The 26,094-nt window shown below is 63.0% G+C and carries 25 protein-coding genes; 4 read left to right on the top strand and 21 right to left on the bottom strand.

Going from position 1 to position 26,094, the window contains the following annotated elements:
- Positions 1-28 precede the first annotated feature (28 nt).
- The 3 genes from KI243_RS09065 to KI243_RS09055 form a co-directional block, all read right to left on the bottom strand.
- The gene (locus KI243_RS09065) at positions 29-757 is read right to left on the bottom strand and encodes an amidotransferase (protein WP_017123935.1); all 729 of its coding nucleotides are present in this window, start codon (positions 755-757) and stop codon (positions 29-31) included.
- A gap of 142 nt (positions 758-899) precedes the next feature.
- Positions 900-3,041 carry a 3-hydroxyacyl-CoA dehydrogenase NAD-binding domain-containing protein gene (locus KI243_RS09060; RefSeq protein ID WP_212810706.1) on the bottom strand — a complete coding sequence of 714 codons (2,142 nt, stop codon included), beginning with the start codon at positions 3,039-3,041 and terminating at the stop codon, positions 900-902.
- A gap of 19 nt (positions 3,042-3,060) precedes the next feature.
- On the bottom strand, positions 3,061-4,266 hold the full coding sequence (locus tag KI243_RS09055; RefSeq protein WP_042934474.1) for an acetyl-CoA C-acetyltransferase: 1,206 nt from the start codon (positions 4,264-4,266) through the stop codon (positions 3,061-3,063).
- Positions 4,267-4,832: 566 nt separating this feature from the next.
- Between KI243_RS09055 and KI243_RS09050 the strand changes: the two genes are divergently transcribed.
- Together KI243_RS09050 and KI243_RS09045 are read left to right on the top strand one after the other, a co-directional pair.
- Entirely contained in the window at positions 4,833-5,309 is a 477-nt protein-coding gene (locus KI243_RS09050; protein ID WP_212810705.1) for a rhodanese-like domain-containing protein, read from the top strand.
- 9 nt (positions 5,310-5,318) lie between these two features.
- A complete protein-coding gene (locus KI243_RS09045) occupies positions 5,319-6,143 on the top strand; it encodes a cytochrome c (protein ID WP_212810704.1) in 825 nt (274 codons plus the stop codon).
- Positions 6,144-6,188: 45 nt separating this feature from the next.
- Here the strand turns inward: KI243_RS09045 and KI243_RS09040 are convergent, their stop codons facing one another.
- The 14 genes from KI243_RS09040 to KI243_RS08975 all read right to left on the bottom strand — a co-directional run bounded on the left by KI243_RS09040 (position 6,189) and on the right by KI243_RS08975 (position 17,913).
- Complete coding sequence (locus KI243_RS09040; RefSeq protein WP_212810703.1) at positions 6,189-6,992, bottom strand: transglutaminase family protein; 804 nt, start codon at positions 6,990-6,992, stop codon at positions 6,189-6,191.
- Complete coding sequence (locus KI243_RS09035; protein ID WP_042934473.1) at positions 6,989-7,939, bottom strand: alpha-E domain-containing protein; 951 nt, start codon at positions 7,937-7,939, stop codon at positions 6,989-6,991. Before KI243_RS09035 ends, KI243_RS09040 begins: the two co-directional genes overlap by 4 nt.
- Positions 7,940-7,950: 11 nt before the next feature.
- Positions 7,951-9,360 carry a circularly permuted type 2 ATP-grasp protein gene (locus KI243_RS09030; protein WP_017123927.1) on the bottom strand — a complete coding sequence of 470 codons (1,410 nt, stop codon included), beginning with the start codon at positions 9,358-9,360 and terminating at the stop codon, positions 7,951-7,953.
- 289 nt (positions 9,361-9,649) lie between these two features.
- On the bottom strand, positions 9,650-9,988 hold the full coding sequence (locus KI243_RS09025) for a ribonuclease E inhibitor RraB (RefSeq protein WP_017123926.1): 339 nt from the start codon (positions 9,986-9,988) through the stop codon (positions 9,650-9,652).
- Positions 9,989-10,202: 214 nt separating this feature from the next.
- Entirely contained in the window at positions 10,203-10,439 is a 237-nt protein-coding gene (locus KI243_RS09020) for a hypothetical protein (protein WP_017123925.1), read from the bottom strand.
- Positions 10,440-10,645: 206 nt separating this feature from the next.
- The gene (locus KI243_RS09015; protein ID WP_177106744.1) at positions 10,646-11,254 is read right to left on the bottom strand and encodes an START domain-containing protein; all 609 of its coding nucleotides are present in this window, start codon (positions 11,252-11,254) and stop codon (positions 10,646-10,648) included.
- A gap of 43 nt (positions 11,255-11,297) precedes the next feature.
- Positions 11,298-11,552: a YkgJ family cysteine cluster protein gene (locus tag KI243_RS09010; protein WP_017123905.1), complete on the bottom strand. Its 255-nt coding sequence runs from the start codon at positions 11,550-11,552 to the stop codon at positions 11,298-11,300.
- A gap of 149 nt (positions 11,553-11,701) precedes the next feature.
- Positions 11,702-12,220: a hypothetical protein gene (locus KI243_RS09005; RefSeq protein WP_017123906.1), complete on the bottom strand. Its 519-nt coding sequence runs from the start codon at positions 12,218-12,220 to the stop codon at positions 11,702-11,704.
- A 138-nt stretch (positions 12,221-12,358) separates the two neighbouring features.
- Positions 12,359-13,801: a PLP-dependent aminotransferase family protein gene (locus KI243_RS09000; RefSeq protein ID WP_017123907.1), complete on the bottom strand. Its 1,443-nt coding sequence runs from the start codon at positions 13,799-13,801 to the stop codon at positions 12,359-12,361.
- A gap of 298 nt (positions 13,802-14,099) precedes the next feature.
- Positions 14,100-14,915 (bottom strand): OmpA family protein, encoded by an 816-nt coding sequence (locus KI243_RS08995; RefSeq protein WP_212810702.1) that lies wholly within the window; start codon positions 14,913-14,915, stop codon positions 14,100-14,102.
- Positions 14,912-15,268, bottom strand: coding sequence for a DUF4398 domain-containing protein (locus KI243_RS08990; RefSeq protein WP_178963104.1), 357 nt, complete (start codon positions 15,266-15,268; stop codon positions 14,912-14,914). The genes KI243_RS08995 and KI243_RS08990 overlap by 4 nt, the downstream gene beginning before the upstream one ends.
- A 9-nt stretch (positions 15,269-15,277) precedes the next feature.
- On the bottom strand, positions 15,278-16,099 hold the full coding sequence (locus KI243_RS08985) for a transporter substrate-binding domain-containing protein (protein ID WP_177129884.1): 822 nt from the start codon (positions 16,097-16,099) through the stop codon (positions 15,278-15,280).
- A 132-nt stretch (positions 16,100-16,231) separates the two neighbouring features.
- Positions 16,232-17,161: an FAD-binding protein gene (locus KI243_RS08980; protein ID WP_017123911.1), complete on the bottom strand. Its 930-nt coding sequence runs from the start codon at positions 17,159-17,161 to the stop codon at positions 16,232-16,234.
- 2 nt (positions 17,162-17,163) lie between these two features.
- A complete protein-coding gene (locus KI243_RS08975; protein WP_017123912.1) occupies positions 17,164-17,913 on the bottom strand; it encodes an electron transfer flavoprotein subunit beta/FixA family protein in 750 nt (249 codons plus the stop codon).
- A 541-nt stretch (positions 17,914-18,454) separates the two neighbouring features.
- Here KI243_RS08975 and KI243_RS08970 point away from each other — a divergent pair.
- Positions 18,455-20,119: an electron transfer flavoprotein-ubiquinone oxidoreductase gene (locus KI243_RS08970; protein WP_017123913.1), complete on the top strand. Its 1,665-nt coding sequence runs from the start codon at positions 18,455-18,457 to the stop codon at positions 20,117-20,119.
- A gap of 137 nt (positions 20,120-20,256) precedes the next feature.
- On the opposite strand, the gene KI243_RS08965 is transcribed toward KI243_RS08970, so the two are convergent.
- Positions 20,257-21,156 (bottom strand): AraC family transcriptional regulator, encoded by a 900-nt coding sequence (locus KI243_RS08965; RefSeq protein WP_177106747.1) that lies wholly within the window; start codon positions 21,154-21,156, stop codon positions 20,257-20,259.
- A gap of 180 nt (positions 21,157-21,336) precedes the next feature.
- On the opposite strand from KI243_RS08965, the gene KI243_RS08960 reads away from it, so the two are divergent.
- Positions 21,337-22,389: an NAD(P)-dependent alcohol dehydrogenase gene (locus KI243_RS08960; RefSeq protein ID WP_017123915.1), complete on the top strand. Its 1,053-nt coding sequence runs from the start codon at positions 21,337-21,339 to the stop codon at positions 22,387-22,389.
- Positions 22,390-22,520: 131 nt separating this feature from the next.
- Here the strand turns inward: KI243_RS08960 and KI243_RS08955 are convergent, their stop codons facing one another.
- The 3 genes from KI243_RS08955 to araG form a co-directional block, all read right to left on the bottom strand.
- The gene (locus KI243_RS08955; protein ID WP_177085082.1) at positions 22,521-23,330 is read right to left on the bottom strand and encodes an IclR family transcriptional regulator; all 810 of its coding nucleotides are present in this window, start codon (positions 23,328-23,330) and stop codon (positions 22,521-22,523) included.
- A gap of 108 nt (positions 23,331-23,438) precedes the next feature.
- Positions 23,439-24,404 (bottom strand): L-arabinose ABC transporter permease AraH, encoded by a 966-nt coding sequence (araH, locus tag KI243_RS08950; protein WP_042934472.1) that lies wholly within the window; start codon positions 24,402-24,404, stop codon positions 23,439-23,441.
- Between the two features lie 125 nt (positions 24,405-24,529).
- Positions 24,530-26,050, bottom strand: coding sequence for an L-arabinose ABC transporter ATP-binding protein AraG (gene araG, locus KI243_RS08945; protein ID WP_212810701.1), 1,521 nt, complete (start codon positions 26,048-26,050; stop codon positions 24,530-24,532).
- Positions 26,051-26,094: the final 44 nt, after the last annotated feature.

Genomic DNA, 26,094 nt, shown 5'->3' with positions numbered 1-26,094 from the left:
GAGCGTGGGAACGATCAGGTAGCCGTTGTCAGGCGGAAGTGGCCTGCGGCTTGTGGGCGACGAAACGCATCATCCACTCCGCCACCGTGGTGCCGTGGTGGTCGTGTTCCAGGCTGGCGATCCCCTTGGAATAGATCTGCTCGCCGAGGTTCTGCTGGCGAATGTCCAGCAGGGCCCGCGAATAGTCGTGGATAAACTCCGGGTGCCCCTGGAAGCACAGCACCTGGTCGTTGATGTGATAGGCGGCATACGGACAGAAATCGCTGCTGGCGATCACGGTGGCGTTTTCCGGCAGTTCGGTGACCTGGTCCTGGTGGCTGATCAGCAGCGTCAGCTCTTCCATCACCGGGCTCATCCACGGCGCCTTGGCGGCCATCTTGTACTGGTGGGTGCCGACGCCCCAGCCCTGGCTGGCACGCTCGGTCTTGCCGCCCAGCAGCAGCGCCAGCAGTTGGTGGCCGAAGCAGATGCCCAGCAGCTTGTCGCCGCGCTGGTAACGATCGAGCAAATAGGTCTTGAGGGTCTGGATCCACGGGTCGCTGCCGAAGGAATCAGCCTTGCTGCCGGTCACCAGGTAGGCATCGAAGGTCAGCTCGTCACTCGGGTAGTCGCCCTGCATCACGTTGTAGACACTGAACTCGGCGGCAATCGGCTGACGGGAGAACAGACGCTCGAACATCTGCCCGTAGCCCTGATATTGATCGACCAGTTCCGGACGCAGGACATCGGTTTCCAGAATGCAGATGCGTAACGACATAAAAGTACCTGGCACAAAAGACAAAGAGTGAGGCCTGAGCCTGCCTTGAAACGGCCTTTCAAGGCAAGCACAGAACGCGCCATTGTCAGGCCTGATTCAGAGAAGAACAGGCCCGGCCAGGATCAAGCCCAGTCCCGGCCGCTCAGAACCGTTCGCCCCTGGCCGCCTTGTCCAGCAGCAGCGCCGGCGGCGCGAAACGTTCGCCGTACTGCTCGGCCAGGTAACGGGCACGGGCGATAAAGTCCGCCAGGCCGTACTGGTTGATGAACTGCAGGGCCCCGCCACTCCAGGCGGCAAAGCCGATGCCGAAGATCGAGCCGATATTGGCATCCGCCGTCGACTGCAAGACGCCCTCCTCCAGGCAGCGCACGGTTTCCAGAGCCTGCACGAAAAGCAGGCGGTCGCGCACATCCTGGGGCGAAATCTGCCGCCCGGATTGCTCGAAGCGGCTCTTCAACTCCGGCCACACGTGTTTCGGTGCCCCCGCCGGGTAGTCGTAGAAGCCAGCGCCGGCGGCCTTGCCCGGACGCTTGTATTCCAGCAACAGGTCGATCACCGCAAACGCCGGATGCCGCGGCATGGCCTTGCCTTCGGCTTGCAGGTCCCTGGCGGTCTGCTGGCGGATATGACTCATCAGGCTCAGCGACACTTCGTCGGCAATCGCCAGCGGCCCCACCGGCATGCCAGCCTTGCGCGCCTCGGTTTCGATCATTGGCGCCGAGATGCCTTCACCAAGCATGGCGATGCCTTCGTTGGTGAAGGTGCCGAAAACCCGCGAAGTGAAAAAGCCACGGCTGTCGTTGACCACGATGGGCGTCTTGCGGATCTGCAGGACAAAGTCGAAGCCACGGGCCAGGGTTTCGTCGCTGGTCCGCGCACCCCGGATGATTTCCACCAGTTGCATCTTCTCCACCGGGCTGAAGAAGTGCAGGCCGATAAATCTGTCCTGTTGCGGCACCGCCGTGGCCAGGCCGGTGATGGGCAGGGTCGAGGTGTTGGAGGCAATCACCGCGGCGGCGCCGACGATACGCTGCGCAGCGGCCGAGACCCTGGCCTTGAGATCACGGTCTTCGAACACCGCTTCGATGATCAGGTCGCAGCCGGTCAGGTCGCTGTCCTGCTCGGTCGGCTGGATACGCGCGAGGATGGCGTCACGCTGCTCGGCAGTCAGTTGACCACGGGCGATCTTCTGCTCCAGCAACGCCGCCGAGTGGGCCTTGCCCTTCTCGGCGGCGGCGAGGCTGATGTCCTTGAGCACCACTTCGATCCCGGCCACGGCGCTGACATGGGCGATGCCGGCCCCCATCATGCCGGCGCCGAGCACGCCGACCTTGCGCGTGGTGTACGGCGCGAAGCCCTTGGGCCGCGAACCGCCGGCGTTGATCTCGTTGAGCTGGAACCAGAAGGTGCCGATCATGTTCTTCGCCACTTGGCCGGTGGTCAGCTCGGTGAAGTAGCGGGTCTCGATCAGGTGCGCGGTGGCGAAATCGACCTGCGCTCCCTCCACCGCCGCACAGAGGATTTTCTCCGGCGCCGGGAAGCAGCCCTGGGTCTTGGCGCGCAGGATCGACGGGGCGATGGCGAGCATCTGCGCCACCTTGGGATCGGCCGGCGTGCCGCCCGGCAAGCGATAACCCGGCAGATCCCAGGGTTGCCTGGCCGTCGGATGCCCGGCGATCCAGGCCCGGGCCTTGTCCAGCATGTCCCCGGTATCGCTCGCCAACTCGCCGATCAGGCCGGCCTGCAGGGCTTGTCGCGCCGAGACCTTCTTGCCTTCGAGCAGGTACGGCAGGGCCTTTTCCAGCCCGAGCAGGCGCACCATGCGCACCACCCCGCCACCGCCCGGCAGCAGGCCGAGGGTCACTTCCGGCAAGCCCAGTTGCACGGCCGGGTGATCGAGGGCGATGCGATGCTGGCAGGCCAGGCAGATCTCCCAGCCACCGCCCAGCGCGGCACCGTTGATCGCCGCGACTACGGGCCGCTCCAGGGTTTCCAGGGCGCGCAACTGGGCCTTCAGTTCGAGCACGCCGTCGTGGAAGCCTTGTGCCTGCGCCGGCGTGACCTTGATCAGTTCGTTGAGGTCGCCGCCGGCAAAGAAGGTCGGCTTGGCCGAGGTGATGATCACACCGGCCAGTTCATCGCGCTCGGCCTGCAGGCGCGCCACGCAGGCGGCCATGGCCTCGCGGTACGTCGCGTTCATGGTGTTGGCCGTCTGGCCGGGCATGTCCAGGGTCAGGACGACGATCCGGTCAGCACCCTTTTCGTAACGAATGGCATCAGTCATGGCAGGTTTCCCGATCGGTTCAAAGGCGTTCGATAACGGTGGCGATACCCATGCCGCCACCGACACACAAGGTTGCCAGGCCATAGCGCAACTGCCGGACCTCGAGCTCGTCGAGCAAGGTGCCGAGAATCGCGCAGCCGGTGGCGCCGAGGGGATGGCCCATGGCGATGGCGCCGCCATTGACATTGACCTTGTCCGGATCGATGGCCATGTCCCGAATGAACTTCAGCACCACCGAGGCAAAGGCTTCGTTGACTTCGAACAGATCGATGTCCTCGATCCGCAGGCCGGCCCTGGCCAGGGCCTTGCGCGTCGCCGGGGCCGGCCCGGTGAGCATGATGGTCGGATCGGTGCTGGTCACGGCGGTGGCGACGATCCGCGCCCGTGGCCGCAGGCCCAGTTCGCGGCCCTTGGCTTCAGAGCCGAGCAGCATCAGTGCCGCGCCGTCGACGATGCCGGAACTGTTGCCAGGGGTATGTACATGGTGGATGCGCTCGACATGGCTGTAGACCCGCAAGGCCGTGGCGTCGAAGCCCAACTGGCCGATCATTTCGAAACTCGGCTTGAGCTTGCCCAGGCCTTCGAGGGTCGAATCGGCCCGAATGAACTCGTCATGGTCCAGCAGGACAATGCCGTTCTGATCCGCCACCGGTACCAGCGACTTGCGAAATGCCCCGGCCGCCCGGGCCCGTGCGGCCTTCTGCTGCGATTGCAGGGCAAAGCGGTCGACATCCTGGCGACTGAAGCCTTCCAGCGTGGCAATCAGGTCCGCACCGATGCCCTGCGGGGTGAAATGGCTGTGCATGTTGGTTTGCGGATCGAGTACCCAGGCGCCGCCGTCGCTGCCCATCGGCACCCGCGACATGGACTCGACGCCGCCGACCACCACCAGGTCCTCGAAGCCCGAGCGGATCTTCATCGCCCCCAGGTTCACCGCCTCCAGGCCCGAGGCACAGAACCGGTTGATCTGCACCCCGGCGACACTGACATCCCAGTCCGCCACCAGCGCGGCGGTCTTGGCGATATCGGCGCCCTGGTCGCCCACCGGCGTCACGCAGCCGAGCACGATATCGTCCACTTCACGGGTATCGAGCCCCTGGCGTTGCTGCAGCGCCGTCAGCAGCCCGGCCAGCAGGTTCACCGGCTTGACGCTGTACAAGGCGCCATCGGCCTTGCCTTTGCCCCGGGGCGTGCGCACCGCATCGAATATCAAAGCCTCTGTCATGACGTCCTCGAACCGCTCTGGTAGGAAAAAAGCCCTGTTCCCACCTTAGGCTCCGCTCTCCAGGATTCAATGACCGAAGCGCTCACCGGCCTTGACCCTCACGCTCGGACGAACGGTAGTGTGCTAAGCGCTTAACCGTTTTAGTGGACGCACGTGTCTAGCAAACGGCCCGCTAGCCAGCTGGCCATATGCCTCATGCCTTTTTAAAAATAATTTCGCCGGCTTCCATATGAAATGGTTCTAAGACAAGTGTGACGCGGGCTCTAAGGTTATCCCTGTAGGAGTTGCCGCCGGGTTTTGCCGGGGTATCCCACACGGTTATTGAGCAGTCGTCTTCAGGAATAACAACAAAAGGCAGTCAGCCATGTTCAAGCACTCGAAAGTCCGCCAGGCCGGTTTGATCGTATTCGCCACCACGCTTCTGCTTATTCTGCCGAACCTCACCAAAGTGATCGGCTAGACGCTGTGGCGTTTTTTCAACATCACCACAAATTCTCATCCCGATTCCCTGTCGAGGTGCGTTTTTGTGTGCCAATCTTGAGCCATGACTTGATGGAGACAGGTTCATGCGCCACTGGATCGCCGCCGCAGCCGTCGCAACCACATTGCTCGGCAGTTTCTCCGTCCGCGCGGGCATCATCGATGTAAACCGGGCGGTGGACGAGATCCGCGACGGCGCCCTGATCCTCGATCTGCGCAATAACAGCGACTTCGCCGCCGGCAATATCCACAACTCCCTGCAAGTCGACCTGACCCTGGAAGACGGCACCGGCATCAGCGCCGAAGGCCTGGCCTATCAGTTGCGCCAGGTCGTACTCGACCCCAATGCCACCGTGGTCATCTACAGCGACACCGACCAGCACGCCCTGGAAGCCGAGGACACGCTGGTCAAACGCGGGTATTTCGGTATCGTGAACGGTGGTAACTACAGCGAATTGCGCGATGCGCTGTTCGACCACGTCGAGGACACCCCGACCTGGGCCTTCGACAATGATGACGATATCGCCGACCAGGCCACCCCTACCGCCGTTCCCACGGAATAAAGCCAACGCATGAAACGATTGACCCTGCTGAGCACTTTCCTTCTGAGCATCGTCCCGCTGTGCGCTCCGCTGCACGCCGCCCAACTGACCCTCGACCTCGGTTCCGGCAGCCGCACCTGGGAAACCGAGGCGTTGCTGGCCCATCCCCAGGCCCAGACCATCACCATCGATGACGATGTTTCCTACAAACGCCAGATGACCTATCGCGCTGTACCGGTCGCGGCGCTGCTGGACGGCATCAAGGCCGACGATCACCTGCAGGCGGTGGCGCTGGACGGTTTCGCCGCCGAGCTGAGCGCCGGGCCCCTGCTCAACCAGAAAGGCGCGCAAGCGTGGCTGGCGGTGGAAGACCCGGCCAGACCCTGGCCGCCGCTGGCGGAGGGCAAGCCCGGCGCCGGACCGTTCTACCTGGTGTGGACCCATCCGCAGGCCGGCCATATCAGCCCCGAGCAATGGCCTTTCCAGGTCGCCAGTATCAAGCGCCTGACGTCGGTGGCGGAACGTTTCCCGGCGCTGTTGCCCGATCCGAAACTGGCGGCCAACGATCCGGTGAACAAGGGCTTTGCGCTGTTCCAGAAGAACTGCCTGGCATGCCATAAGCTCAATGGCGCGGGAGATGCGCAGGTCGGTCCGGACCTGAACGTGCCGTACAGTCCGACGGAATACTTCGCCGAGGGTTTTCTCAAGCGCTATATCCGCGACCCACAGGGCCTGCGCCACTGGCCGCAGGCGAAGATGCCGGCGTTCGCCCCGGCCGTGCTACCGGACGGCGAATTGGATCTGCTGGTGAGCTATCTAAAGCATATGGCCAAGCGCAAGGTGCCCGCGCAATAGACGATCATTCCCACGCGGAGCGTGGGAATGATCGGTATGGCGTGGTTACTGCTGCTGTACCGACAACACCGGTGTCGGCGACACCAGCACCTTGGCGTGCATCTGCTCGAAACCGCCGCCACGGCGCATGCCGCGCACCGGACAGGCGTCCAGGTAATCCAGGCCCACGGCCAGCTTCAGGTGCCGTTCCGGCCTGGCCAGCTGGTTGGTCACGTCGAAACTGTACCAGGCATCGTCCAGCCAGGCTTCCGCCCAGGCGTGGCTGGACAGGTGCTCGCTGTTTTCACTGTACAGGTACCCCGACACGTACCGCGCCGGAATCCCCAGGCTGCGGGCGCACGCCAGAAACGCATGGGTATGGTCCTGGCACACCCCGGCACGCTTGGCGAAAGCCTGGGCCGCGCTGGTGTCGACCTCGGTCACGCCCGGCGTATAGGTCATGTGCTGGTTCAGCGCCTGCATCAGGTCGATCAGCGCCGAACGGTCGCGGCGCTTGCGGCATTGCCGGTCGGCGAAGCCGCGCAGCGCGTCATCCGATTCGGTCAGGCGGGTCATGCGCAGGAACGGCAGGGCCGACTGGCTCTCGTGCTCGGCCTCGCGCTGCTCGTCGATATCGACCTGTCCACGCGCACCGATGATGATCGCTTCGTGGGGCTCGTCGAGGGTCAGCACATGGAGGATATTGCCGAACGGATCGAGCTGCGCGCGCACCGGGCGCGGCAGGTTCAACTGCCAGCTGAGCACATGCTGGCGCTCGCTGTCATGGGGGGTCAGCCGCAGGTACTGGATGCTCGCCCGCACCTGGTCGGCGTAGTGATAGGTGGTCTCGTGGCTAATGGAAAGTCTCATGCAGCCTCCAGGTAGGAACTGTGGATGGCGTTGCCCAGTTCGGCAACCAGAGGAATGAACTCGGTCAGCCAGGCGTGCAGGCCTTCTTCGAGGATTTCATCGATACCGGTATAGCGCAGTCGCGCGTCCATCTCGGCCGCCAGGCGTTGCGCCGGCCGGCCGTTGGTGCCGGGTAGGCTGGCGAGGATCTGGTCGATTTCTTCCGTGCAGGCCCGCAGCGAACGCGGCACATCGGCGCGCAGCAGCAGCAACTCGGCCACCTGGCGCGCACCGGGGGCGTCGCGGTAGATCTCGGTGTAGGCCTCGAACGACGACAGGGCCCGCAGCAAGGCGCTCCACTGGTAATACGCATGGGCGGTGTGGTCGCTGACGGCATCGGCCTGGTCGCCGGCCATGTCATAGCGGGCGTCGAGCAGGCGCAGGGTGTTGTCGGCCCGTTCGATAAAGGTCCCCAGGCGAATGAAGCGGAACGCATCGTTGCGCATGATGGTGCCGTAGGACGCGCCCCGGAACAGGTGCGAACGCTCCTTGATCCATTCGCAGAAACGGCTCATGCCGTAGTTGCCCAGGCCCTGGTCGGCGATGCCGCGGATCTCCAGCCAGGTGGCGTTGATGTTTTCCCACATGTCGGCGGTAATCCGCCCACGTACCGCATGGGCGCTGGCCCGCGCGGCGCGCAGGCAGCTGTAGATGCTGGCCGGGTTCTCGGCGTCCAGGGCGAAGAAGTGCAGCAGCCGTTCGGCGTGCAGGTCGCCATGGCGCTCCAGGTAGTCATCCAGGGTGCCGGTGATCAACAGCGGCATGGCCATTTCGTGCAGGCCATCGCCACGGCCGTCCTGCGGCATCAGCGACAGCGAGTAACTCCCGTCGAGCATCCGCGCGAGGTTTTCCGCTCGCTCCAGGTAGCGCGACATCCAGTACAAATCCGAGGCAGTTCTACTTAACATGGCAGGCTTCCTTAATCCTCGACCACCCAGGTGTCCTTGGTTCCGCCCCCTTGGGACGAGTTGACCACCAGGGAGCCTTCGCGCAGCGCGACGCGGGTAAGCCCGCCTGGCACGACACGGGTTTCACGACCGGACAGGACAAATGGGCGCAGATCGATGTGGCGCGGAGCTATGCCGCTTTCAACAAAGGTCGGACAGGTCGACAGTGACAGCGTCGGCTGGGCGATATAGGCGTGAGGCTTGGCCTTGAGCCGGGCGCGGAAATTTTCGATTTCCGCGGCGCTCGCCGCCGGGCCGACCAGCATGCCGTAGCCACCGGAACCCTGGGTTTCCTTGACCACCAGTTCTGGTAGATGCGCCAGCACGTGGGAGAGTTCCTCGGGCTTGCGGCATTGCCAGGTCGGCACGTTCTTCAGGATCGGCTCTTCGTCCAGGTAGAAGCGGATCATGTCGGTGACGAAGGGATACACCGACTTGTCGTCGGCGACCCCGGTGCCGATGGCGTTCGCCAGTACGACATTGCCGGAACGATAGGACGACAGCAGGCCCGGTACGCCCAGCATCGAATCGGGATTGAACGCCAGTGGATCGAGGAAGGCATCGTCGAGCCGGCGATAGATCACGTCCACCTGCTTGGGGCCGTCGGTGGTGCGCATGAAGACCTTGTCGTCACGCACGAACAGGTCGGCACCCTCCACCAGTTCCACCCCCATTTCCCGGGCCAGGAACGCATGTTCGAAGAACGCACTGTTGAAGCGTCCGGGGGTCAGTACCACGACGCTCGGGTTATCCAGCGGGCTGGAGCTTTTCAGGGTGTCGAGCAGCAGGTTCGGGTAATGGTCGATGGGGGCGATGCGCTGGGCGGCGAACAGCTCGGGGAACAGGCGCATCATCATCTTGCGGTCTTCGAGCATGTAGCTCACGCCGCTGGGGGTGCGCAGGTTGTCTTCGAGGACGTAGTAGGTACCGTCGCCATCGCGGACCAGGTCGACCCCGGAAATATGCGAATAGATATCACGGTGCAGGTTCAGGCCCTGCATCGCCAACTGGTACTGCTCGTTGGCCAGCACCTGTTCGGCGGGAATGATCCCGGCCTTGATGATGCGCTGCTCATGGTAGAGGTCGGCGAGAAACATGTTCAGCGCCTTGACCCGCTGGATGCAGCCGCGCTCGACGATCCGCCATTCGCTGGCGGGAATACTGCGGGGAATCGTGTCGAAGGGGATCAGGCGCTCGGTGCCCTGGTCGTCGCCATAAAGGGTGAAGGTAATCCCGGCGCGATGAAACAGCAGATCGGCCTCGCGTCGCCGTTGGGCCAGCAACTCCTGCGGAGTATCCGCCAGCCAACGAGCAAACTCCCGGTAATGCGGGCGGACCTGGCCGCCTGCATCGTACATCTCATCAAAATAGGTGCGGATCATGCCGTGCTCCTTGTCACCCGGTCACAAGAGCCTTCGCAAGGCCCGTGCCATCGGCATAAACGCTTAGATATCAATAAGTTGGATAAACACCCAACCTGCGCCGCACCATAGCTGTGCAGTAAACGCCCCAATGCGATCAGCCGCGCTTCATTGCGAAGCAAGCTTATGGCTATAACCAGCATAGCCCTCGTTCGGCGGCCTGCCCGGGCGGCCTTTTTTTGTGCGTGTTTTTTACAAACAAAAACGGCCGACCCCGAGGTCAGCCGCTGCCGTGTGGAGATCGATGCGTTCAGTTGAGCGCACGTATCGGATGTTTGACGCCCCAGCCTTCGATCACACCACCCAGGGGTTCGACCACCGCCCCGAAGTCGTGCTCGAAGTCATCGATGCCGCCATAGGTGGCGTACATCACCTTGCTCAGCTCCAGATACCAGGCACCGTCGTCCCTGGCACTGACCTGGGCATTCAAGGATTCACCACGAAACTTGCCTGCTGCCCTGCGTGCCCGCTCCTCGTCCGGGAAAATGGCATAGAACTCGATGGGATGGATGCGTGCGAAATCAAAACCGCCTTCTTTCATGCGGCGCAGCACCTGGCTGCTGATGTCTTCTTGATAGGCTGTGCTCATGAAACGTCCTCCTCAGCAAGCGTTGGATAGACTTTCCGTACTCCCGAACCAGGCACCGGGCGGTGCTGGCAGTTCGACAGGTATCTGCCGACCGGGAAACAAGCATGTAGCTGACAAGATCAGACCACCTTAGCGAATCATTCGCTGATCTCGATTGCAGAGTAGCGCGATGCCAGCAGCTCTGCCAGAGGGTCCGAGAGGGAAAAATACAGTTTCATGAAGCCGGTGCGATGTGCAGGATCTGGATGCTGTTCTGGTCCTTGAGGCTCTTGACCGTTGGATCGGCCCGGCGTCCCTCCAGGTCGTTGAGGTCCAGCTCGGCCGGAACCGGCAGCAGCTTGGCGCGAATCAGTTGCGCGGCCTCCTCCATGCTGGGTTCGCGCTCACAATCGAAGTGCTCGACGGTCTGAACACCATGATCGTCCACGAAAGTGACTTCCCACATTTTCATCGGTGTCTCCTCGATAAAGCCCAAGCCGGGCTTACAACATCTGGACTGCTCGGCAGCGAGGATCGTTCAGAGATCTTGCGGAGGATGAACCTTGTGGGGAACCTTGTGGGAGCGGGCTTGCCCGCGAAGGCGCCCTCAAGGGCGCAAAAGCTTCGCGGGCAAGCCCGCTCCCACATAAGCCCACTCCCACAAACCCCTTCAACGCCTCACGGCTTCTCGGCGTGTTCCTTGAGGGCTTGCAAGGTGTTGTACGGCGCATCCACCACGAACTTGTTCGCCAGCCACGAAGGCACGCTGCCGCCTGGCTCGGTGTGCACCTGGTAGGTCACTTCGGTGAGGTTGTCACCCTTGGGCACCAGCTTCCAGAAGCCCGCGACCTGGGCCACGCGCACATAACCCTTCTCTTCCGGCTTGTAGGTCGGCACGCCTTCCAGCTTGCGAGTCAGGGTGCCATCGGCGGCCTGGGTGGTGGTGATATGCAGGTAGGAGTCGCGATCCGTGACCGGGAACGGCGCCTTGAACTGGGTATAGGTCCAGCTCTCGTCACCTTTCTTGTCCACCAGCTTCTGCGACTTGCACTCGTGGATCCAGGAGCAGGCGCCGGCCACGTCTTCCTGCAAGGCGCGGATCTTGGCCACCGAAGCCTTGATCGTCGTCACGCCCTGATAGGCCTTGTACTTGGAACCGGCCACTTCGCTGAGTGAAACCTTGATCCCGTTTTCGTCCTTGGCCGTTTCCCAGGTTTCCGCGCAGGCAGTACCGGTCAACAGGACAGTCAAGCCACAAACCACAGCCATTCGATGCAGCGAACCCATTGTTTTATTCCTTATTGTCAAAGTTCCGTTCATTGAACACACCTCAAGCCGCCGTCATTTCCTCCCACCAGCCGATCAGGCGAATGGCTTCTTCACGGCTATCGCCACAGACCTCGGGATCGGCCTTGAAACCACCGCATACAGCCGGTCGCTCAGGCTTGCCGAACAACTCGCACAGGTGTTCGACCGAGAGATGCAGGCAACGTTCTCCGGCCGGCTTGCCGTCCGGCATGCCGGGCAGCGGCGAGCTGATGGAAGGCGCGATGCAACAGGCGCCACAACCTTCACGGCAGTTCATGACGACACGCTCCTCGCAACGGACCCGGGGTGTGGAAGACAGAGTAACCGCTAAAACGGCTGTTTAAAATTGGTCGCACAATTGTTTTTCAATGACAGGCTATATGACCGGTCAGTCACCGACGAAGTGTCATGACCGAACGAAGGGATCTACTGCTTGAACTCGAAATCCAGGGCCGCGCCTTCCACTTCCCGCCGGCTCTCGTTGCGCAATTGCAGATCCATCTCATTGCTCAGCAAGCGACCGTTGAGCTGAAACGGCGTCTGGCCCGGAGGCTTCTCACCGAACATCTGCGGCAACAGCGGGCGGCTCTTGGACAGCGGCACCGTACCCACCGGCTGCATCTTGTTGACGAGGTCCTGGGGCAGGCTCAGGTCCAGCTTGGCCGGTGGCAGGCGGGTCTTCACCACCTCGCTGGCCGGCTTGGACCTGGACGCGACAGGCGCACGCTTTTTCACCGGGGCGGTGTTTTTCGGTGCGGGTTTCTTTTGCGGCGCGGGGGTCTTGCCGGCCTTGCCTGTCGGCTTGGCGGTCGCCGTGGAGGTCTTGGTCGCCGTCGACGCCTTGGCCGAAGACGCTTCCTGGGCCTGAACCATTGCCGAACCGCCAACACTCAGGCTGGTCAGCAAGGCAATCAACAGCAGGCGCACAGGGAAAGTGGCGGTCATGGGCTCTACGGCGTAAACAACAGAGGGTCATATGCTCGCTTGTTGAGCAGTTGAAGACAAGTAAAGAGACGTAAAGAGTTCGGACAACCTCTCCCCGTGCCCGGAAACGGCCACTGGCGGCCGCCCGGACACAGGGGCTCAGAACAGCCCGGCGGCGGTTTCCTGGCAGAGCTGGCTGGCCAGCATGCCGAGGGTCATCAGCGCCCGGTCGGCCTCGCGATTCCACGGGATTCCGCAGTTGAGCCGGATGCAGTGGTTGAACTGCTCGGTATTGCTGAAGATCAGTCCCGGCGCGATGCTGATGCCCTGTTGCAGCGCCCGCACATGCAGCTCCTGGGTATTGACCCTGCCTGGCAGGCTGACCCAGAGAATGAAACCGCCGGTCGGCCGGGTCATCTGCGTACCTTCGGGGAAGTACTGCTGCACCGCCAGCTGGAAGGCGCTCAGGTTCTTGCGGTATTCCTGGCGGATATAGCGCAGATGCCGGTCATAACCGCCGTTTTCCAGGTAGGCCGCCACGCCCATCTGCGTGACGCTGCACGCCGAATGGGTACTGAAGGTCTGCAGGCGCTGGATTTCCTGCTGGAACTTGCCGGCGATCATCCAGCCGATCCGCACCCCGGGCGACAGCGTCTTGGAAAAGCTCGAACAGTAGATCACCCGGTCCAGCCGATCGTAGGCCTTGAGGGCCTTGGTACGCCCGACCTCGAACATCAGCTCGCCGTAGATATCGTCTTCGACGATCTGGATATCGAAGTCCGAGGCCAGGCGCAGCAATTGTTTCTGGCGTTCCTCGGGCATGGTCCCGCCCAGCGGGTTGCTCAGCCGCGTGGTCAGCACCAGGGCCTTGATCGACCACTGGTTGGCCGCCAGTTGCAGGGCCTCCAGGCTCATGCCGGTGGCCGGATCGCTGGGGATCTCGATGACCTTCAGACCCAGCAGGTCGGCCAGTTGCAGCAGACCGTAATAGGTCGGCGATTCGGCGGCGATCAGGTCGCCAGGACGGGTCAGCACCCGCAGCGACATCTGCAGCGCATCCACGCAGCCGTGGGTGATCACCACTTCCGAGGGATCGACCACCACGCCGGCATCGCGCATGCGAATCGCCACCTGGCGCCGCAACGGCTCGAAGCCGGGGCTGAACATGTAGCTGAAGGCCCGCGGGCTATGAAACCGCGTGACCTTGGCCAGTTGCTGGTGCAGCGCCCGCACCGGCAGGTAATCCACCGACGGCACCGCGGCGCCAAAGGGGAACACCCCTTCGCGACGGGACTCGACTAGGACCTGCTGGATGATGCTGCTGCGGGTCACCAGCCCCGGGCGCTCGACCCGGGCGATATCCGGCGTCGGCGCGGTCAGCGCGGGGGTCTGGTGAACGTAGTAGCCCGATTGCGGACGTGCACGGATCAGCCCCTGGTCTTCCAGGTTGGCGTAGGCCTGCAACACCGTCGCATGGCTGACATTGAGCTGCGAGCTCATCTTGCGTACCGAAGGCACCCGCTCGCCCGGCTGATAGACACCCCGCCGGATATCTTCGGCCAGCTGCTGCGCAATACGTTGGTAGAGCAATAGATTGGTCATGAAGCAGCACTCGGTTTCAACGGCATTTTTATTCTTGGAAGCAACGATACCGGAACAGTTTTAAAGTGTACTGGCACAGTTTCTACAATAGTCGACAATACAGTGACAAGAGAAGTAAAACTGTACGGGCACAGACAGGCGTCTCAATTGACTCGATCGTCCCCATGCCCGGTGTGGCAGCGCCTCCCTGGACGCTCCGCGCCCGCTCAGGTCTTTCGATTATCGAGGCATGAAAAAACCCGGCACCTTGCGGATACCGGGTTTGTCTCGAGAAGAACCTGGGCCTGTAGGTCAAGCCTCAGCGTGCGGCACCGAGCTGGCCCTTCTCGTCGGAGAAGACGATCTCCACCCGACGGTTCTGCGCCCTGCCCCGCTCGGTGGCGTTGACGTCGATCGGGTACTGGTCGCCGTAACCCTCGACCTGGATGCGCTTCTCATCGATGCCCAGGTCCACCAGCACATCGGCCACCGACTGCGCGCGATCGCGGGACAACTGCAGGTTGAAGTCCTTGTCCCCGGTGTTGTCCGTATAACCTTCGATCCGCACCACGCGCCGGGGGTTGAGCTGGAGGAACTGCACCAGCTTGAGGACCGTGCGATTGGCCGAACTCTGCAGTTCCGCCTCGCCGGTGTCGAACAGCACGTCGCCCAGGGTCATGACCAGCCCGCGATCGGCCTGGATGCTGGTCAGGCTGTTGATCTGCTCTTCCACCCACTTGCCCTGCTGCTGCACGCTGAGCAACTTGGATTCACGCAAGGCCAGTTGCAGGCGCTGGCGCTCCAGTTCCAGCTTGGCGGCACGTTCCTGGTTGAGCACCTGTTCGGTGTGCTCGCGGGCGATCTGCGAATAACGCTCGCTCAGGTAGGCGTAGTGCACCACGTCGGCGTTGCTGCCCCAGTAGCTGGACAGCCGATCTGCGCGGGCCAGCGACTCGCCGGCGCGGATCACGTCCTTGGGCGCGATGCGCAGCACATTGGTGTCTTCCTTGACCTTCTGGAAGCTGGCCGAAGCCTGCTGCAGGGCCGCATCACTGGATTGCTGGCCGGCACAGCCATACAGGCTGGCGCAGGCCGCCAGCAACAGGCCGCCGGCCATTTTGCCCGGAGAGATCATTGGGCGTCCCCCAATTGCTTGCGCAAGCGCGTGATGCGGGTGTTGAGCACCTTCAGTTGCTCCTGGCTTTTCTCGGTCAATACCCGGGCTTCGGCCAGGCGGGCGTCCAGTTCGGCCTGCTCGGCACGCATGCGGGCTTTCTTGAAGGACTGGTCGGCCATGTCGGATTGGGCACGTTCGAACTTGCCCTCGGCCAGTTTCAGCTCGGCGACATCGTCGGCCTTGGCACCGACCGCCCGTGCCTGTTCGAGGGCTCGCTCGGTGAGACGCATTTGTTCATTCGGCGCCGGATCGGCTGCGCAGCCCGCCAGAGCCACAACGGCCAGGACAGCGAATAGAGGTCGAATACTCAATGGAAATTCCTACTGTTTTGGGGCGCTGACCGGTTGGAGCTGCGCCTTCCAACGCTCCAGATTGCGTTGCAACACGGCCTCGGTCAGGCCGGAAGCGGGCAATTCTGTCATCTTTTTCGCCAACTGTCCGCGCAACCAGGCGTCATTGCAGGCCGAGTTGTGCGAGACCGCCAGGAACAGGCCGGGCTGATCCACCGGTCGCGCCCGCGGGCCGAGGTCCCCGGCCATGCCCAGGCTCTGGGTGGTGACCATACCGGCATAACGCCCGGCCAGCACATACTCCACCTCGCCGAGCAGCAGCTTGTGGAACGCCTGGGGCAAGGCCGGGGTGTATTGCAGCGTCAGCTGTTCCTTGGCGAACGCCACGAACGGCTGGGTCATCCGGGCCTTTTGCGACACAGCGCCGCGGTGACCGTGCAGGTCGGTGGCGGTGTCATAGATGAGTGTCGAATCGTTACGGGTCCAGACCAGATAGTCGTTCTGCACCAGCGCCGGGTGGATGTAATCCAGCGAATCCAGCTCGTCGAGGGCAATCGGCGCATCCACCAGCAGGTCCATGCGCCCGCTGCGCACTTCTTCCTGGGCCTGGGAGCGCTTGCCGCCATACAGCACCTCGACCTTGAGCCCCAGCTCGCTGCCCACCTGGCGCAACAGGTCGGCACTGGCGCCGATCAGGTGCACCGGATCCTCGGGATCGCGCCACAGGTACGGCGGCGCATCCGGGCTGCCGGTGACGATCAGGCGCTCGCATTTGCCCACGGCAAACGCCGACGCGGGCAGCGCAAACAGCCCCAACAGCAGTGATGACGTAACGACGCGAAGCACGTCCATGGCACAGTTCTCCTGTCCGCCCCTCCTGTGGGAGCCGGCAAGCCGGCTCCCACAAGGGAACGTTCGGCAAAAAAAAATCGCAAAAAAAACCCGGCCAGAAGGCCGGGCTCTTTTATAAGTGAAGTGGCTGGATCAGACCAGCTTCTCCAGCTCGGGTACGGCTTCGAACAGGTCCGCGACCAGGCCGTAATCGGCCACCTGGAAGATCGGTGCCTCTTCGTCCTTGTTGATCGCGACGATCACCTTGGAGTCCTTCATGCCGGCCAGGTGCTGGATCGCGCCGGAGATACCGACGGCGATGTACAGCTGTGGCGCGACGATCTTGCCGGTCTGGCCGACCTGCATGTCGTTCGGCACGAAACCGGCGTCGACGGCAGCGCGGGAAGCGCCGACCGCGGCACCCAGCTTGTCGGCCAGGGCGTACAGGTGTTTGAAGTTGTCACCGTTCTGCATGCCACGGCCGCCGGAAACGACGATCTTGGCGGCGGTCAGCTCGGGACGGTCGGACTTGGCCAGTTCTTCGCCGACGAACGACGATTTGCCTGCATCGTGAGCCGCGGCAACGGCTTCAACCGCGGCCGAACCACCTTCAGCGGCAACCGGATCGAAACCGGTGGCACGCACGGTGATGACCTTGACGGCGGCGTTCGATTGCACGGTGGCAATGGCGTTGCCGGCATAGATCGGACGCTTGAAGGTGTCGGCGCTTTCTACCGAGATGATCTCGGAGATCTGGTCGACGTCCAGCTGCGCGGCAACGCGCGGCAGGATGTTCTTGCCGTTGGAAGTGGCGGCAGCCAGGATGTGGCTGTAGCCCTTGCCCAGCTCAGCGACCAGAGGAGCCACGTTTTCCGGCAGTTGATGCGCGTAGGCGGCGTTGTCGGCCAGCAGCACTTTCGACACACCGGCGATTTTCGCGGCAGCTTCGGCCACGGCGCCAGCGCCGGAGCCTGCGACCAGCACGTGAATGTCACCACCGATTTTGGCGGCGGCGGCAACGGTGTTCAGGGTGGCCGGAGCCACGACCTTGTTGTCGTGTTCGGCGATTACCAAGATAGTCATGATCAGATTACCTTCGCTTCGTTTTTCAGTTTCTCGACCAGTTCTGCAACCGACTTGACCTTGATGCCCGCGCTGCGAGCAGCCGGCGCTTCGACTTTCAGGGTCTTGTTGGTGGAGGCGGTGGAAACGCCCAAAGCATCCGGAGTCAGCGTCTCAAGCGGCTTCTTCTTGGCTTTCATGATGTTCGGCAGGGACGCATAGCGCGGCTCGTTCAAACGCAGGTCGGTGGTGACGATGGCCGGCAGGCTCAACGAAACGGTCTGCAGGCCGCCGTCGATTTCGCGGGTCACGGCAACCTTGTCGCCCGACACTTCGACTTTCGACGCGAAGGTGCCTTGGGCGTAGCCGCTCAGGGCCGCCAGCATCTGGCCGGTCTGGTTGTTGTCGCTGTCGATGGCCTGCTTGCCGAGGATCACCAGCTGAGGCTGTTCCTTGTCGACGACAGCCTTGAGCAGCTTGGCCACGGCCAGGGAGGTCAGCTCTTCGGCCGATTCGACCAGGATGGCGCGGTCGGCACCCAGGGCCAGCGCGGTGCGCAGTTGCTCCTGGGCGGTGGACGGGCCGACGGAGACGACGACGATTTCAGTGGCCACGCCTTTTTCTTTCAGGCGTACCGCTTCTTCCACTGCGATTTCGCAGAAGGGGTTCATCGACATCTTGACGTTGGCGAGGTCTACGCCGGAATTGTCCGCCTTGACGCGAACCTTGACGTTGTAATCGACAACGCGTTTGACAGCTACAAGAACCTTCATGGATTCCTCACTCTCCGGTGAAAAGAAAGTCGCCTAGGCGAACCTGGCGGTTGATGCTCATTGGCCCAGGAGGACCTCCAAAAACGCCGACACGCTGAAAAGCGGATCCTTTTTCCCCGATAACTACCGTTTGTCCGACGTGACTATGCAGTCACGGGTCGTCGGGACGTGTAAACTCCGCGCCGAACCGGCGTGGTGCTTCACGTTCGGGTGCCTTCGCCCTGTCTTTGGACGTACTCCTGCGAGCCGCATTTAGCCTACGGCGAACGCAAAACCGCCCGTATCTTGACCGGAACGCCTATTCCGGTCAATACGGCAAAATGGCCAGTCATAAGCCGCGCTACTTTGATTTATCTGGCTTCCAGCGATTTCAAACAAACGTTTGTATTGGACGCTGGTGGTGGTGTAGATATAATGCGCCGCCTAGAGAGAAAGATGTCTCATCCGTGATCCTCTTCCCGACGTGGAGCAGGAATACTGGAGCGCGACACCAAACCTCCACCATTAGAAAAACTGTTGAGCCTTGAGTAGGAGAGAGTCTGTGGAACGCGAATACATGGAATTCGACGTGGTCATCGTCGGTGCCGGCCCCGCAGGCCTGTCCGCCGCTTGCCGGCTGAAACAGAAAGCGGCCGAAGCGGGTCAGGAAATCAGCGTCTGCGTGGTGGAAAAAGGCTCCGAAGTCGGTGCCCATATCCTTTCCGGCGCAGTGTTCGAACCACGGGCCCTGAACGAACTGTTCCCTGACTGGAAAGAACTCGGCGCGCCGCTGAACACCCCCGTCAAGCGTGACGACATCTATGTCCTGCGCAGCGGCGAGACCTCGACCAAGGTCCCCGACTTCTTTGTGCCCAAGACCATGCACAACGAAGGCAACTACATCATCTCCCTGGGCAACCTGTGCCGCTGGCTGGCCCAGCAGGCCGAGAACCTGGGCGTGGAGATCTACCCGGGCTTCGCCGCCCAGGAGGCGCTGTTCGACGAGAACGGCGTGGTCCGCGGGATCATCACCGGCGACCTCGGTGTCGACCGTGAAGGCAACCCGAAGGAAGGCCTGTACACCCCCGGCATGGAACTGCGCGGCAAGTACACGCTGTTCGCCGAAGGCTGCCGCGGGCATATCGGCAAGCAACTGATTTCGCGTTTCAAGCTCGACAGCGACGCCGATGCCCAGCACTACGGCATCGGCCTGAAGGAAATCTGGGAAATCGACCCGGCCAAGCATGAACCGGGCCTGGTGGTGCACACCGCCGGCTGGCCGCTGGACATCATGAGCGCCGAGAACACCGGCGGCTCGTTCCTCTATCACCTGGAAAACAACCAGGTGGTGGTCGGCCTGATCGTCGACCTGTCCTACAGCAACACCTTCCTGTCGCCGTTCGACGAGTTCCAGCGCCTCAAGCATCACCCGGTGCTCAAGCAGTACCTGGAAGGCGGCAAGCGCATCAGCTACGGCGCCCGCGCCATCTGCAAGGGCGGCCTGAACTCGCTGCCGAAGATGATCTTCAACGGCGGCGCGCTGATCGGCTGCGACCTGGGCACCCTGAACTTCGCCAAGATCAAGGGCAGCCACACCGCCATGAAGTCCGGCATGCTCGCCGCCGAAGCCGTGGCCGAGAAGCTGCTGGCTGGCGCCGAGGGTGGCGATCAGCTGACCGGCTACGTCGAGTCGTTCAAGACCAGCTGGCTGTACGAAGAACTGTTCGCCAGCCGCAACTTCGGTCCGGCGATGCACAAGTTCGGGCCGATCATCGGCGCGGGCTTCAACTGGTTCGACCAGAACATCATGGGCGGCAAGCTGCCGTTCACCCTGCACGATACCAAGCCGGACTACGCCTGCCTGAAGCTGGCCAAGGACTCGACGAAAATCGATTATCCGAAGCCGGATGGCAAGCTGAGCTTCGACAAGCTGAGCTCGGTGTTCATCTCGGGTACCAACCATGAAGAAGAGCAGCCGTGCCACCTGAAGCTGAAGGATCCGAGCATCCCGATCAGCAAGAACCTGCCGATGTACGACGAACCGGCACAGCGCTACTGCCCGGCCGGGGTCTATGAAGTGATCACCCGGGAAGACGGCGAGAAGCGTTTCCAGATCAACGCCCAGAACTGTGTGCACTGCAAGACCTGTGACATCAAGGACCCTGCGCAGAACATCACCTGGGTGACTCCGGAAGGCGCTGGCGGACCGACCTACCCGAACATGTAGTTCGCCCGCCCGTCACGAAAAGGCCCCCTCGGGGGCCTTTTTGCATGATCGTTCCCACGCTCCGCGTGGGAATACCTCACTGGACGCTCCGCGTCCGCTCTGCAGGTGACGCCTGCCCACGCAGCGAGTGGGAACGATCACTGGACTGCCAGGCTCCCCTCTTCCACCGGGCTGTGCTCGAAGTAACGCTTGTACTCCCGACTGAACTGCGACGTGCTCTGGTAGCCCACCCGATGCGCCACCTGGGCCACGCCCAGACCATCACTGACCAGCAGCCGCTGGGCCTTGATCAGGCGCAGGCGCTTGAGGTACTGCACCGGCGACAACAGGGTGCTGCGCTTGAAATGCTCGTGGAAGGTCGAGGTGCTCATGTTCGCGTAACCCGCCAGGGTATCGACGTTCAGCGGCTCGGCGAAATGCTCGTGCAGATGGCTGAGGGAGGCGGCCAGCCGGGCAAACTGCCCCTGCTGTTCCACCAGCGCCCGCAGTACATCGGCCTGGGGTCCGCGCAGCGCGGCGAACAGCACCTCGCGCAGGCGCGCCTGTCCCATGACCCGGCACTCCAGCGGATCATGCAGGCAACGCAACAAACGCTCCACGCTCAGGCGCATCTCGTCGTCCAGTGCCACCGAGGTCATCGACTCCGGCGTCTGCGACGAAGCCCCGCGCTCCGTCGCCAGCCCCATGGCCAGCACCAGCTCGCTCAACATCGCCCGGTCGATACCGATGGACACGCCGAGCAACGGCTCGTCCTGCGTGGCAAAGGTCTCGTACTCGAAAGGCACCGGCAGCGCCTGGATCAGGTAATGCCCCGCCCCATACTCGAGGATGCGCGGCCCCAGGTAGGCGAGCTTGCTGCCCTGGGCGATGATCATCAGGCTCGGCTCGTAGATCTGCGGGCAGCGCGAGACATTGCCGTAGGCCGCCACGATGTTCACCTGGGGCAGCGGGGTCGGCAGGAAGCCCGAACGGGGTGCCAGGGGCTGGAGCAATGAAACCAGGGTGGCATTGGCGTCGAGATGACGGGTCAACTGCATGGCAAAAACTTCACGGAAAAAGGGATGCAAACATCATCGCAGGTCCTGGGCGACATGAAAGTGGCCGGCCGCCGATGCCGGAGGATTAGGCATGACACTCGGAGGAATCGTCATGGCCGGCTCGCCGGGCGACGCAGAGAATGGCCCGCCTCAACCGTCACTGCCTTGCGAGGTTTTTCCATGTACACCGCCATCGGTTATGCCGCTCAATCGGCCACCACTCCCCTCGCCCCCATGACCTTCCAGCGTCGCGCGCCACGACCGGACGATGTCGCCATCGAGATTCTCTACTGCGGCGTCTGCCACTCAGATATCCACCAGGCCCGCAACGAATGGGGCATCGCCGTCTACCCGCTGATGCCGGGCCATGAAATCGTCGGCAAGGTCACCGCCGTCGGTGGCGATGTCACCCGCTACAAGGTCGGCGATCTGGTCGGCGTCGGCTGCATGGTCGACTCCTGCCGCCACTGCGAAGCCTGCCATGCCGACCTGGAACAATACTGCCTGGAAGGCATGACCATGACCTACGGCGGCGCCGACCGCGTGGACGGCAGTCTCACCATGGGCGGTTACTCCGACAGCGTGGTGGTCAGCGAACGCTTCGTCCTGCGTATCCCGGAAAAACTCGACCTGGCCAGCGCCGCCCCGCTGCTTTGCGCCGGCATCACCATGTACTCGCCGATCAAGCACTACGGCATCAAGGCCGGTGACAAGGTCGGCGTGCTCGGCATGGGTGGCCTGGGTCACATGGGCATCAAGCTGGCCAAGGCCGTGGGTGCCGAAGTCACCCTGTTCACCCGCTCCGCCAGCAAGGCCGAGGAAGCCCGTCGCCAGGGTGCCGATCATGTGATCGTGTCCACCGACGACAAACAGATGCAGGCCGCCGCCGGGCACTTCGATTTCCTGCTGGACACCATCCCGGTGCAGCACGACCTCAATCCCTACCTCGATACCCTGCGCTTTGACGGCGTGCATATCCTGGTGGGCCTGATCGAACCGGTGGACCCGGCACTGCATGCCGGCAAGCTGGTGATGAAGCGCCGCGTGCTGGCCGGCTCGCTGATCGGCGGTATCGCCGAAACCCAGGAAGTGCTGGATTTCTGCGCCGAGCACAACATCACCTGCGATATCGAAATGCTCGATATCCGCGATATCAACGAGGCCTACAGCCGCATGATCGCCGGGGATGTGAAATACCGCTTCGTCATCGATATGGCGACGCTGAAGGTCTGACACCCCGAGGGAGCTGGCCTGCCAGCGAAGAGGCCCGCAAGCCTTGCAGCGCCTGATCGGCCGCTATCGCCGGCAAGCCGGCTCCCACAGGGTTCGTGCCACACGCTCAATCCCACAGGTCACAGGGATGGTCAGCCGCCCAGTTCCGCCGAAATACCCGCCGCGGCTTTCTTGATCAGCGGAATCAGCTCGGCCATCTTCTCCAGCGGCATGTAAGGCACGGTACTGGCGATACTGATACCGGCGACAATGCGCCGGCCGGCATCGCGGATCGGCGCCGCCACGCAGCGGATCGACGGTTCGTTGTCTTCCAGGTCGAACGCATAACCGCCCGCCGCATACTCCTGCATACGCTGCAGGAACTGCTCCCAGGATGCTTCCCGGTGCTGCGGCCACAGCGCATTTTTCCCCGCCGCCGGCAGGCTCGCTTCATACAATCGTTGCCATTCCCGTGCCGTATCGTCGAGCAGCAGTGCCTTGCCGATCCCGGTGCGTGCCAACGGCATGCGATGACCGACCCGCGAACGCATCTCCGGGCCGTTGCGCCCCGGATTCTTGTGCAGGTACAGCACATCGTCGTCCTCGCGGATCGCCAGGTGGATGGTGTCGCCGGTCAGGCTCGACAACTCGTCCAGGTACGGCACGGCCAGGGTCACCAGCGGCAGTTCTTCCCGCGCCTGGAAACCCAGTTCGATCAGCTTCGGCCCCAGCAGGTAGCCGACCTGCGGCACCACCCGCAGATAGCGTTCCTCCACCAGGCAGCTGGCCAGGCGATGGGTGGTGCTGCGCGTGGTGCCGATGCGCCGGGCGATCTCCTTGAGATCACGGGCACCAGCGGCCACCGCCTGCACCACGCCCAGGCCGCGCAGCAGGGTCTGGGTACCGGTGGGCGCGGCCTCCTTGGCCGTGTTCGTCGGGGAGATCGGAGCGTCTTCCTGCATATCCAGCCTATGAGAGGTGTACCAGAACGGCGGCCATTATGGCCTTTCGCTTGCCGGCTGTGGAGCACGACCAGCCGACTTCGGGAACAGGAGACGATGCCCTGCGCGTCAACGCTGTTTCAGCCGGTCGATGATCACCGCCACCAGCAGGATCGAACCGCGAATCACGTACTGGTAGAAGGTGTCGATATTCTTCAGGTTCATCGCGTTCTCGATGATCGCCAGGATCAGCACTCCGGCAATCACATGGCGGATCAGGCCGATCCCGCCACTGAGGGACACCCCGCCCAGCACACAGGCGGAAATCACCGTCAGCTCGAAGCCCTGGCCGATCATCGGTTGGCCGGAGGTCATGCGCGAGGCCAGGATCACCCCTGCCAGCGCGCCGATCAGGCCGTGCACGGCGAAGATGATGATCTTGGTGCGGTCCACCTGCACCCCGGCCAGCAACGCCGCTTCCTGGTTGCCGCCAATGGCCATGGTGTTGCGCCCGTAGGTGGTGTAGTTGAGCAGCCAGCCGAAGAACAGGAAGCACAGCACGGTGATCACGATCGGCACCGGCACGCCGAACAGCTGGCCGTTGCCGAAGACAAAGAACCCTTCGTCCATCACGCCGACCGCCTTGCCGCTGGAAAAGATATAGGCCAGCCCGCGGACGATCTGCATGGTCGCCAGGGTGGCGATCAGCGCATTGATACGCAGCTTGGCGATCACGATCCCGTTGATCAGCCCCACGCACAGGCCCATCGCCAGGGCCGCCGAGACACCGAGAAAGACGCTGTCGGTATCGCGGATGACGATCCCCGCCACCACCCCCGCACAGGCGATCACCGAGCCCACCGACAGGTCGAAGTGACCCGAGGCCAGGCAGAACAGCATGGTGCAGGCGGCGATCCCGGTCGTCGAAATCGCCAGGCCGAGGCCGCGCATGTTCAGCGGGGAAAGAAAGTTGTCGATGAACAGCGTGCAGAACAGGAAGATCCCCAGCGCCGCCAGGAGCATCACCCAATCGTCGAAAAACTTGCGTTGATTCAGACCCAGCCAGAACGCGCCCGGCGTTTTTACCTGTGACATAGCCACCTCGTCAGTCTTCAATTCCACGAACACGGGAATGTCTCTTGGGGCCCGCTGCGCGGGAGTGGTTCATTCCCGGGTTCGCGGGAGTGCCTCTTTATTCCCGGGTTCGCGGGAGTGGTTCTTTATTCCCGCGTCCGCGGGAGTGCCAGTTGCAACAGCCGGGCCTCATCGGCCTCAGTGCGCGCCAGTTCGCCGGTGATCGCCCCTTCGCTCATCACCAGCAGCCGGTCGGCGATGCCCATGACTTCCATCAGGTCGCTGGACACCACGATCACCGCGATGCCCCTGGCGGCCAGGTTGTGGATAATCTGGTAGATCTCCGCCTTGGCGCCGATATCGATGCCGCGGGTCGGTTCGTCGAGCAGCAGGACCTTCATCGGCATCGACAGCCAGCGACCGAGAATGGCCTTCTGCTGGTTGCCACCGGACAGATAGAGAATCGGCTGCGCCGCCGACGGCGTGCGGATATTCAGGGCGGCGATCTGCCGCTGTGCGTTGTCCCGTTCCCAACCGCCCTGGATCAGGCAGCCGAAGCCGGCGTGATGGGCGCGGGCACTGATATTGATGTTCTCCGCGACACTGGCGCGGGGCACGATGCCTTCCTTCTTGCGGTCCTCCGGGCACAGCAACACCCCCGCCGCGATGGCATCGCGAGGCGAGCGCAAGCGTACCTCCCGCCCTTCCAGCAACAATTGCCCGGCCTTGCCGCGGGCGAGCCCGGCCAGCAGTCGCAGCAGTTCCGTGCGCCCGGCACCGACCAGACCGAACAGGCCGAGCACCTCGCCCTTGGCGACGCTGAAGCTGACCGGCTCCTGCAAGCCAGGCCCCAGCAGCCCTTCGACCCGCAGGGCTTCGCCGAAGTGTTCGCGCGGCCGGTAGTTGTAGATATCCTGGATATCGCGGCCGACCATGCAGCTCACCAGTTGATCGACGCTCAGCTGGGCCATGTCCTCGAAGGTGCGCACAAAGCGCCCGTCCTTGAACACGGTCACCGCGTCGCAGATGCGGAACACCTCTTCCATCCGGTGCGAGACATACAGGATCACCCGCCCCTCGTCCCGCAGGCGCGCGATGATCACCATCAACCGTTCGATCTCCCGCGCCGACAGGCTGCTGGTGGGTTCGTCGAAGGCAATCACCCGGGCATTGCGCGACATCGCCTTGGCGATTTCCACCAATTGCCGCTGGCCCAGGGACAGGCTGCCGAGACGGGTATCGGGATCGATCTCGTCGGCCAGGCCCTTGAGCAACTCGCGGGCACGACGGACCATCGCCCGCCGGTTGACCACGCCCCAGCGCGTCGGCATATGCCCCAGCAGCAGGTTTTCGGCCACGCTCATTTCCGGCACCAGTTGCAGTTCCTGGTGAATCACCGCGATACCGCTGGCGATGCTGTCGGCGGCGGACCTGAAGTGCAGGGTCTGTCCGCCGATCTGCAGGTGGCCGCTGTTGGGCGCATAGAAGCCGCCCAGGATCTTCAGCAGGGTCGACTTGCCGGCACCGTTTTCCCCCATCAGCGCATGCACGCTGTGGGGCCGGGCCTCGAAGCTGATCTGCGCCAGGGCGCGGACACCGGGGAATTCCTTGCCGATGCCGTTGAAGCGCAGACTGGCGCCCGTGTTCTGTTCATCCATCATTGTCATTCTCCCGCCCCAATCACCGACACCGATCGTTCCCACATGCCGCA

Source organism: Pseudomonas sp. Ost2, from assembly GCF_018326065.1.
GTDB lineage: Bacteria > Pseudomonadota > Gammaproteobacteria > Pseudomonadales > Pseudomonadaceae > Aquipseudomonas > Aquipseudomonas gingeri.
The sequence above is the reverse complement of the archived record's forward strand: the minus strand, read 5'-3'. Positions and strand labels throughout refer to the sequence as shown.

What these genes read in the sequence shown, in the direction of transcription:
- KI243_RS09065 (WP_017123935.1), bottom strand. Translation starts at nt 757, where the DNA reads ATGTCGTTACGCATCTGCATTCTGGAAACCGATGTCCTGCGTCCGGAA.
- KI243_RS08980 (WP_017123911.1), bottom strand. Translation starts at nt 17,161, where the DNA reads ATGACTATCTTGGTAATCGCCGAACACGACAACAAGGTCGTGGCTCCG.
- araH (WP_042934472.1), bottom strand. Translation starts at nt 24,404, where the DNA reads ATGTCACAGGTAAAAACGCCGGGCGCGTTCTGGCTGGGTCTGAATCAA.
- KI243_RS09030 (WP_017123927.1), bottom strand. Translation starts at nt 9,360, where the DNA reads ATGATCCGCACCTATTTTGATGAGATGTACGATGCAGGCGGCCAGGTC.
- KI243_RS09005 (WP_017123906.1), bottom strand. Translation starts at nt 12,220, where the DNA reads ATGACCGCCACTTTCCCTGTGCGCCTGCTGTTGATTGCCTTGCTGACC.
- KI243_RS09055 (WP_042934474.1), bottom strand. Translation starts at nt 4,266, where the DNA reads ATGACAGAGGCTTTGATATTCGATGCGGTGCGCACGCCCCGGGGCAAA.
- KI243_RS09015 (WP_177106744.1), bottom strand. Translation starts at nt 11,254, where the DNA reads ATGGGTTCGCTGCATCGAATGGCTGTGGTTTGTGGCTTGACTGTCCTG.
- KI243_RS09060 (WP_212810706.1), bottom strand. Translation starts at nt 3,041, where the DNA reads ATGACTGATGCCATTCGTTACGAAAAGGGTGCTGACCGGATCGTCGTC.
- araG (WP_212810701.1), bottom strand. Translation starts at nt 26,050, where the DNA reads ATGACAATGATGGATGAACAGAACACGGGCGCCAGTCTGCGCTTCAAC.
- KI243_RS08985 (WP_177129884.1), bottom strand. Translation starts at nt 16,099, where the DNA reads ATGGACGTGCTTCGCGTCGTTACGTCATCACTGCTGTTGGGGCTGTTT.
- KI243_RS08955 (WP_177085082.1), bottom strand. Translation starts at nt 23,330, where the DNA reads ATGCAGGAAGACGCTCCGATCTCCCCGACGAACACGGCCAAGGAGGCC.
- KI243_RS09035 (WP_042934473.1), bottom strand. Translation starts at nt 7,939, where the DNA reads ATGTTAAGTAGAACTGCCTCGGATTTGTACTGGATGTCGCGCTACCTG.
- KI243_RS08965 (WP_177106747.1), bottom strand. Translation starts at nt 21,156, where the DNA reads ATGCAGTTGACCCGTCATCTCGACGCCAATGCCACCCTGGTTTCATTG.
- KI243_RS08995 (WP_212810702.1), bottom strand. Translation starts at nt 14,915, where the DNA reads ATGATCTCTCCGGGCAAAATGGCCGGCGGCCTGTTGCTGGCGGCCTGC.
- KI243_RS09020 (WP_017123925.1), bottom strand. Translation starts at nt 10,439, where the DNA reads ATGAAAATGTGGGAAGTCACTTTCGTGGACGATCATGGTGTTCAGACC.
- KI243_RS09010 (WP_017123905.1), bottom strand. Translation starts at nt 11,552, where the DNA reads ATGAACTGCCGTGAAGGTTGTGGCGCCTGTTGCATCGCGCCTTCCATC.
- KI243_RS09040 (WP_212810703.1), bottom strand. Translation starts at nt 6,992, where the DNA reads ATGAGACTTTCCATTAGCCACGAGACCACCTATCACTACGCCGACCAG.
- KI243_RS09025 (WP_017123926.1), bottom strand. Translation starts at nt 9,988, where the DNA reads ATGAGCACAGCCTATCAAGAAGACATCAGCAGCCAGGTGCTGCGCCGC.
- KI243_RS09000 (WP_017123907.1), bottom strand. Translation starts at nt 13,801, where the DNA reads ATGACCAATCTATTGCTCTACCAACGTATTGCGCAGCAGCTGGCCGAA.
- KI243_RS08960 (WP_017123915.1), top strand. Translation starts at nt 21,337, where the DNA reads ATGTACACCGCCATCGGTTATGCCGCTCAATCGGCCACCACTCCCCTC.
- KI243_RS08975 (WP_017123912.1), bottom strand. Translation starts at nt 17,913, where the DNA reads ATGAAGGTTCTTGTAGCTGTCAAACGCGTTGTCGATTACAACGTCAAG.
- KI243_RS09050 (WP_212810705.1), top strand. Translation starts at nt 4,833, where the DNA reads ATGCGCCACTGGATCGCCGCCGCAGCCGTCGCAACCACATTGCTCGGC.
- KI243_RS09045 (WP_212810704.1), top strand. Translation starts at nt 5,319, where the DNA reads ATGAAACGATTGACCCTGCTGAGCACTTTCCTTCTGAGCATCGTCCCG.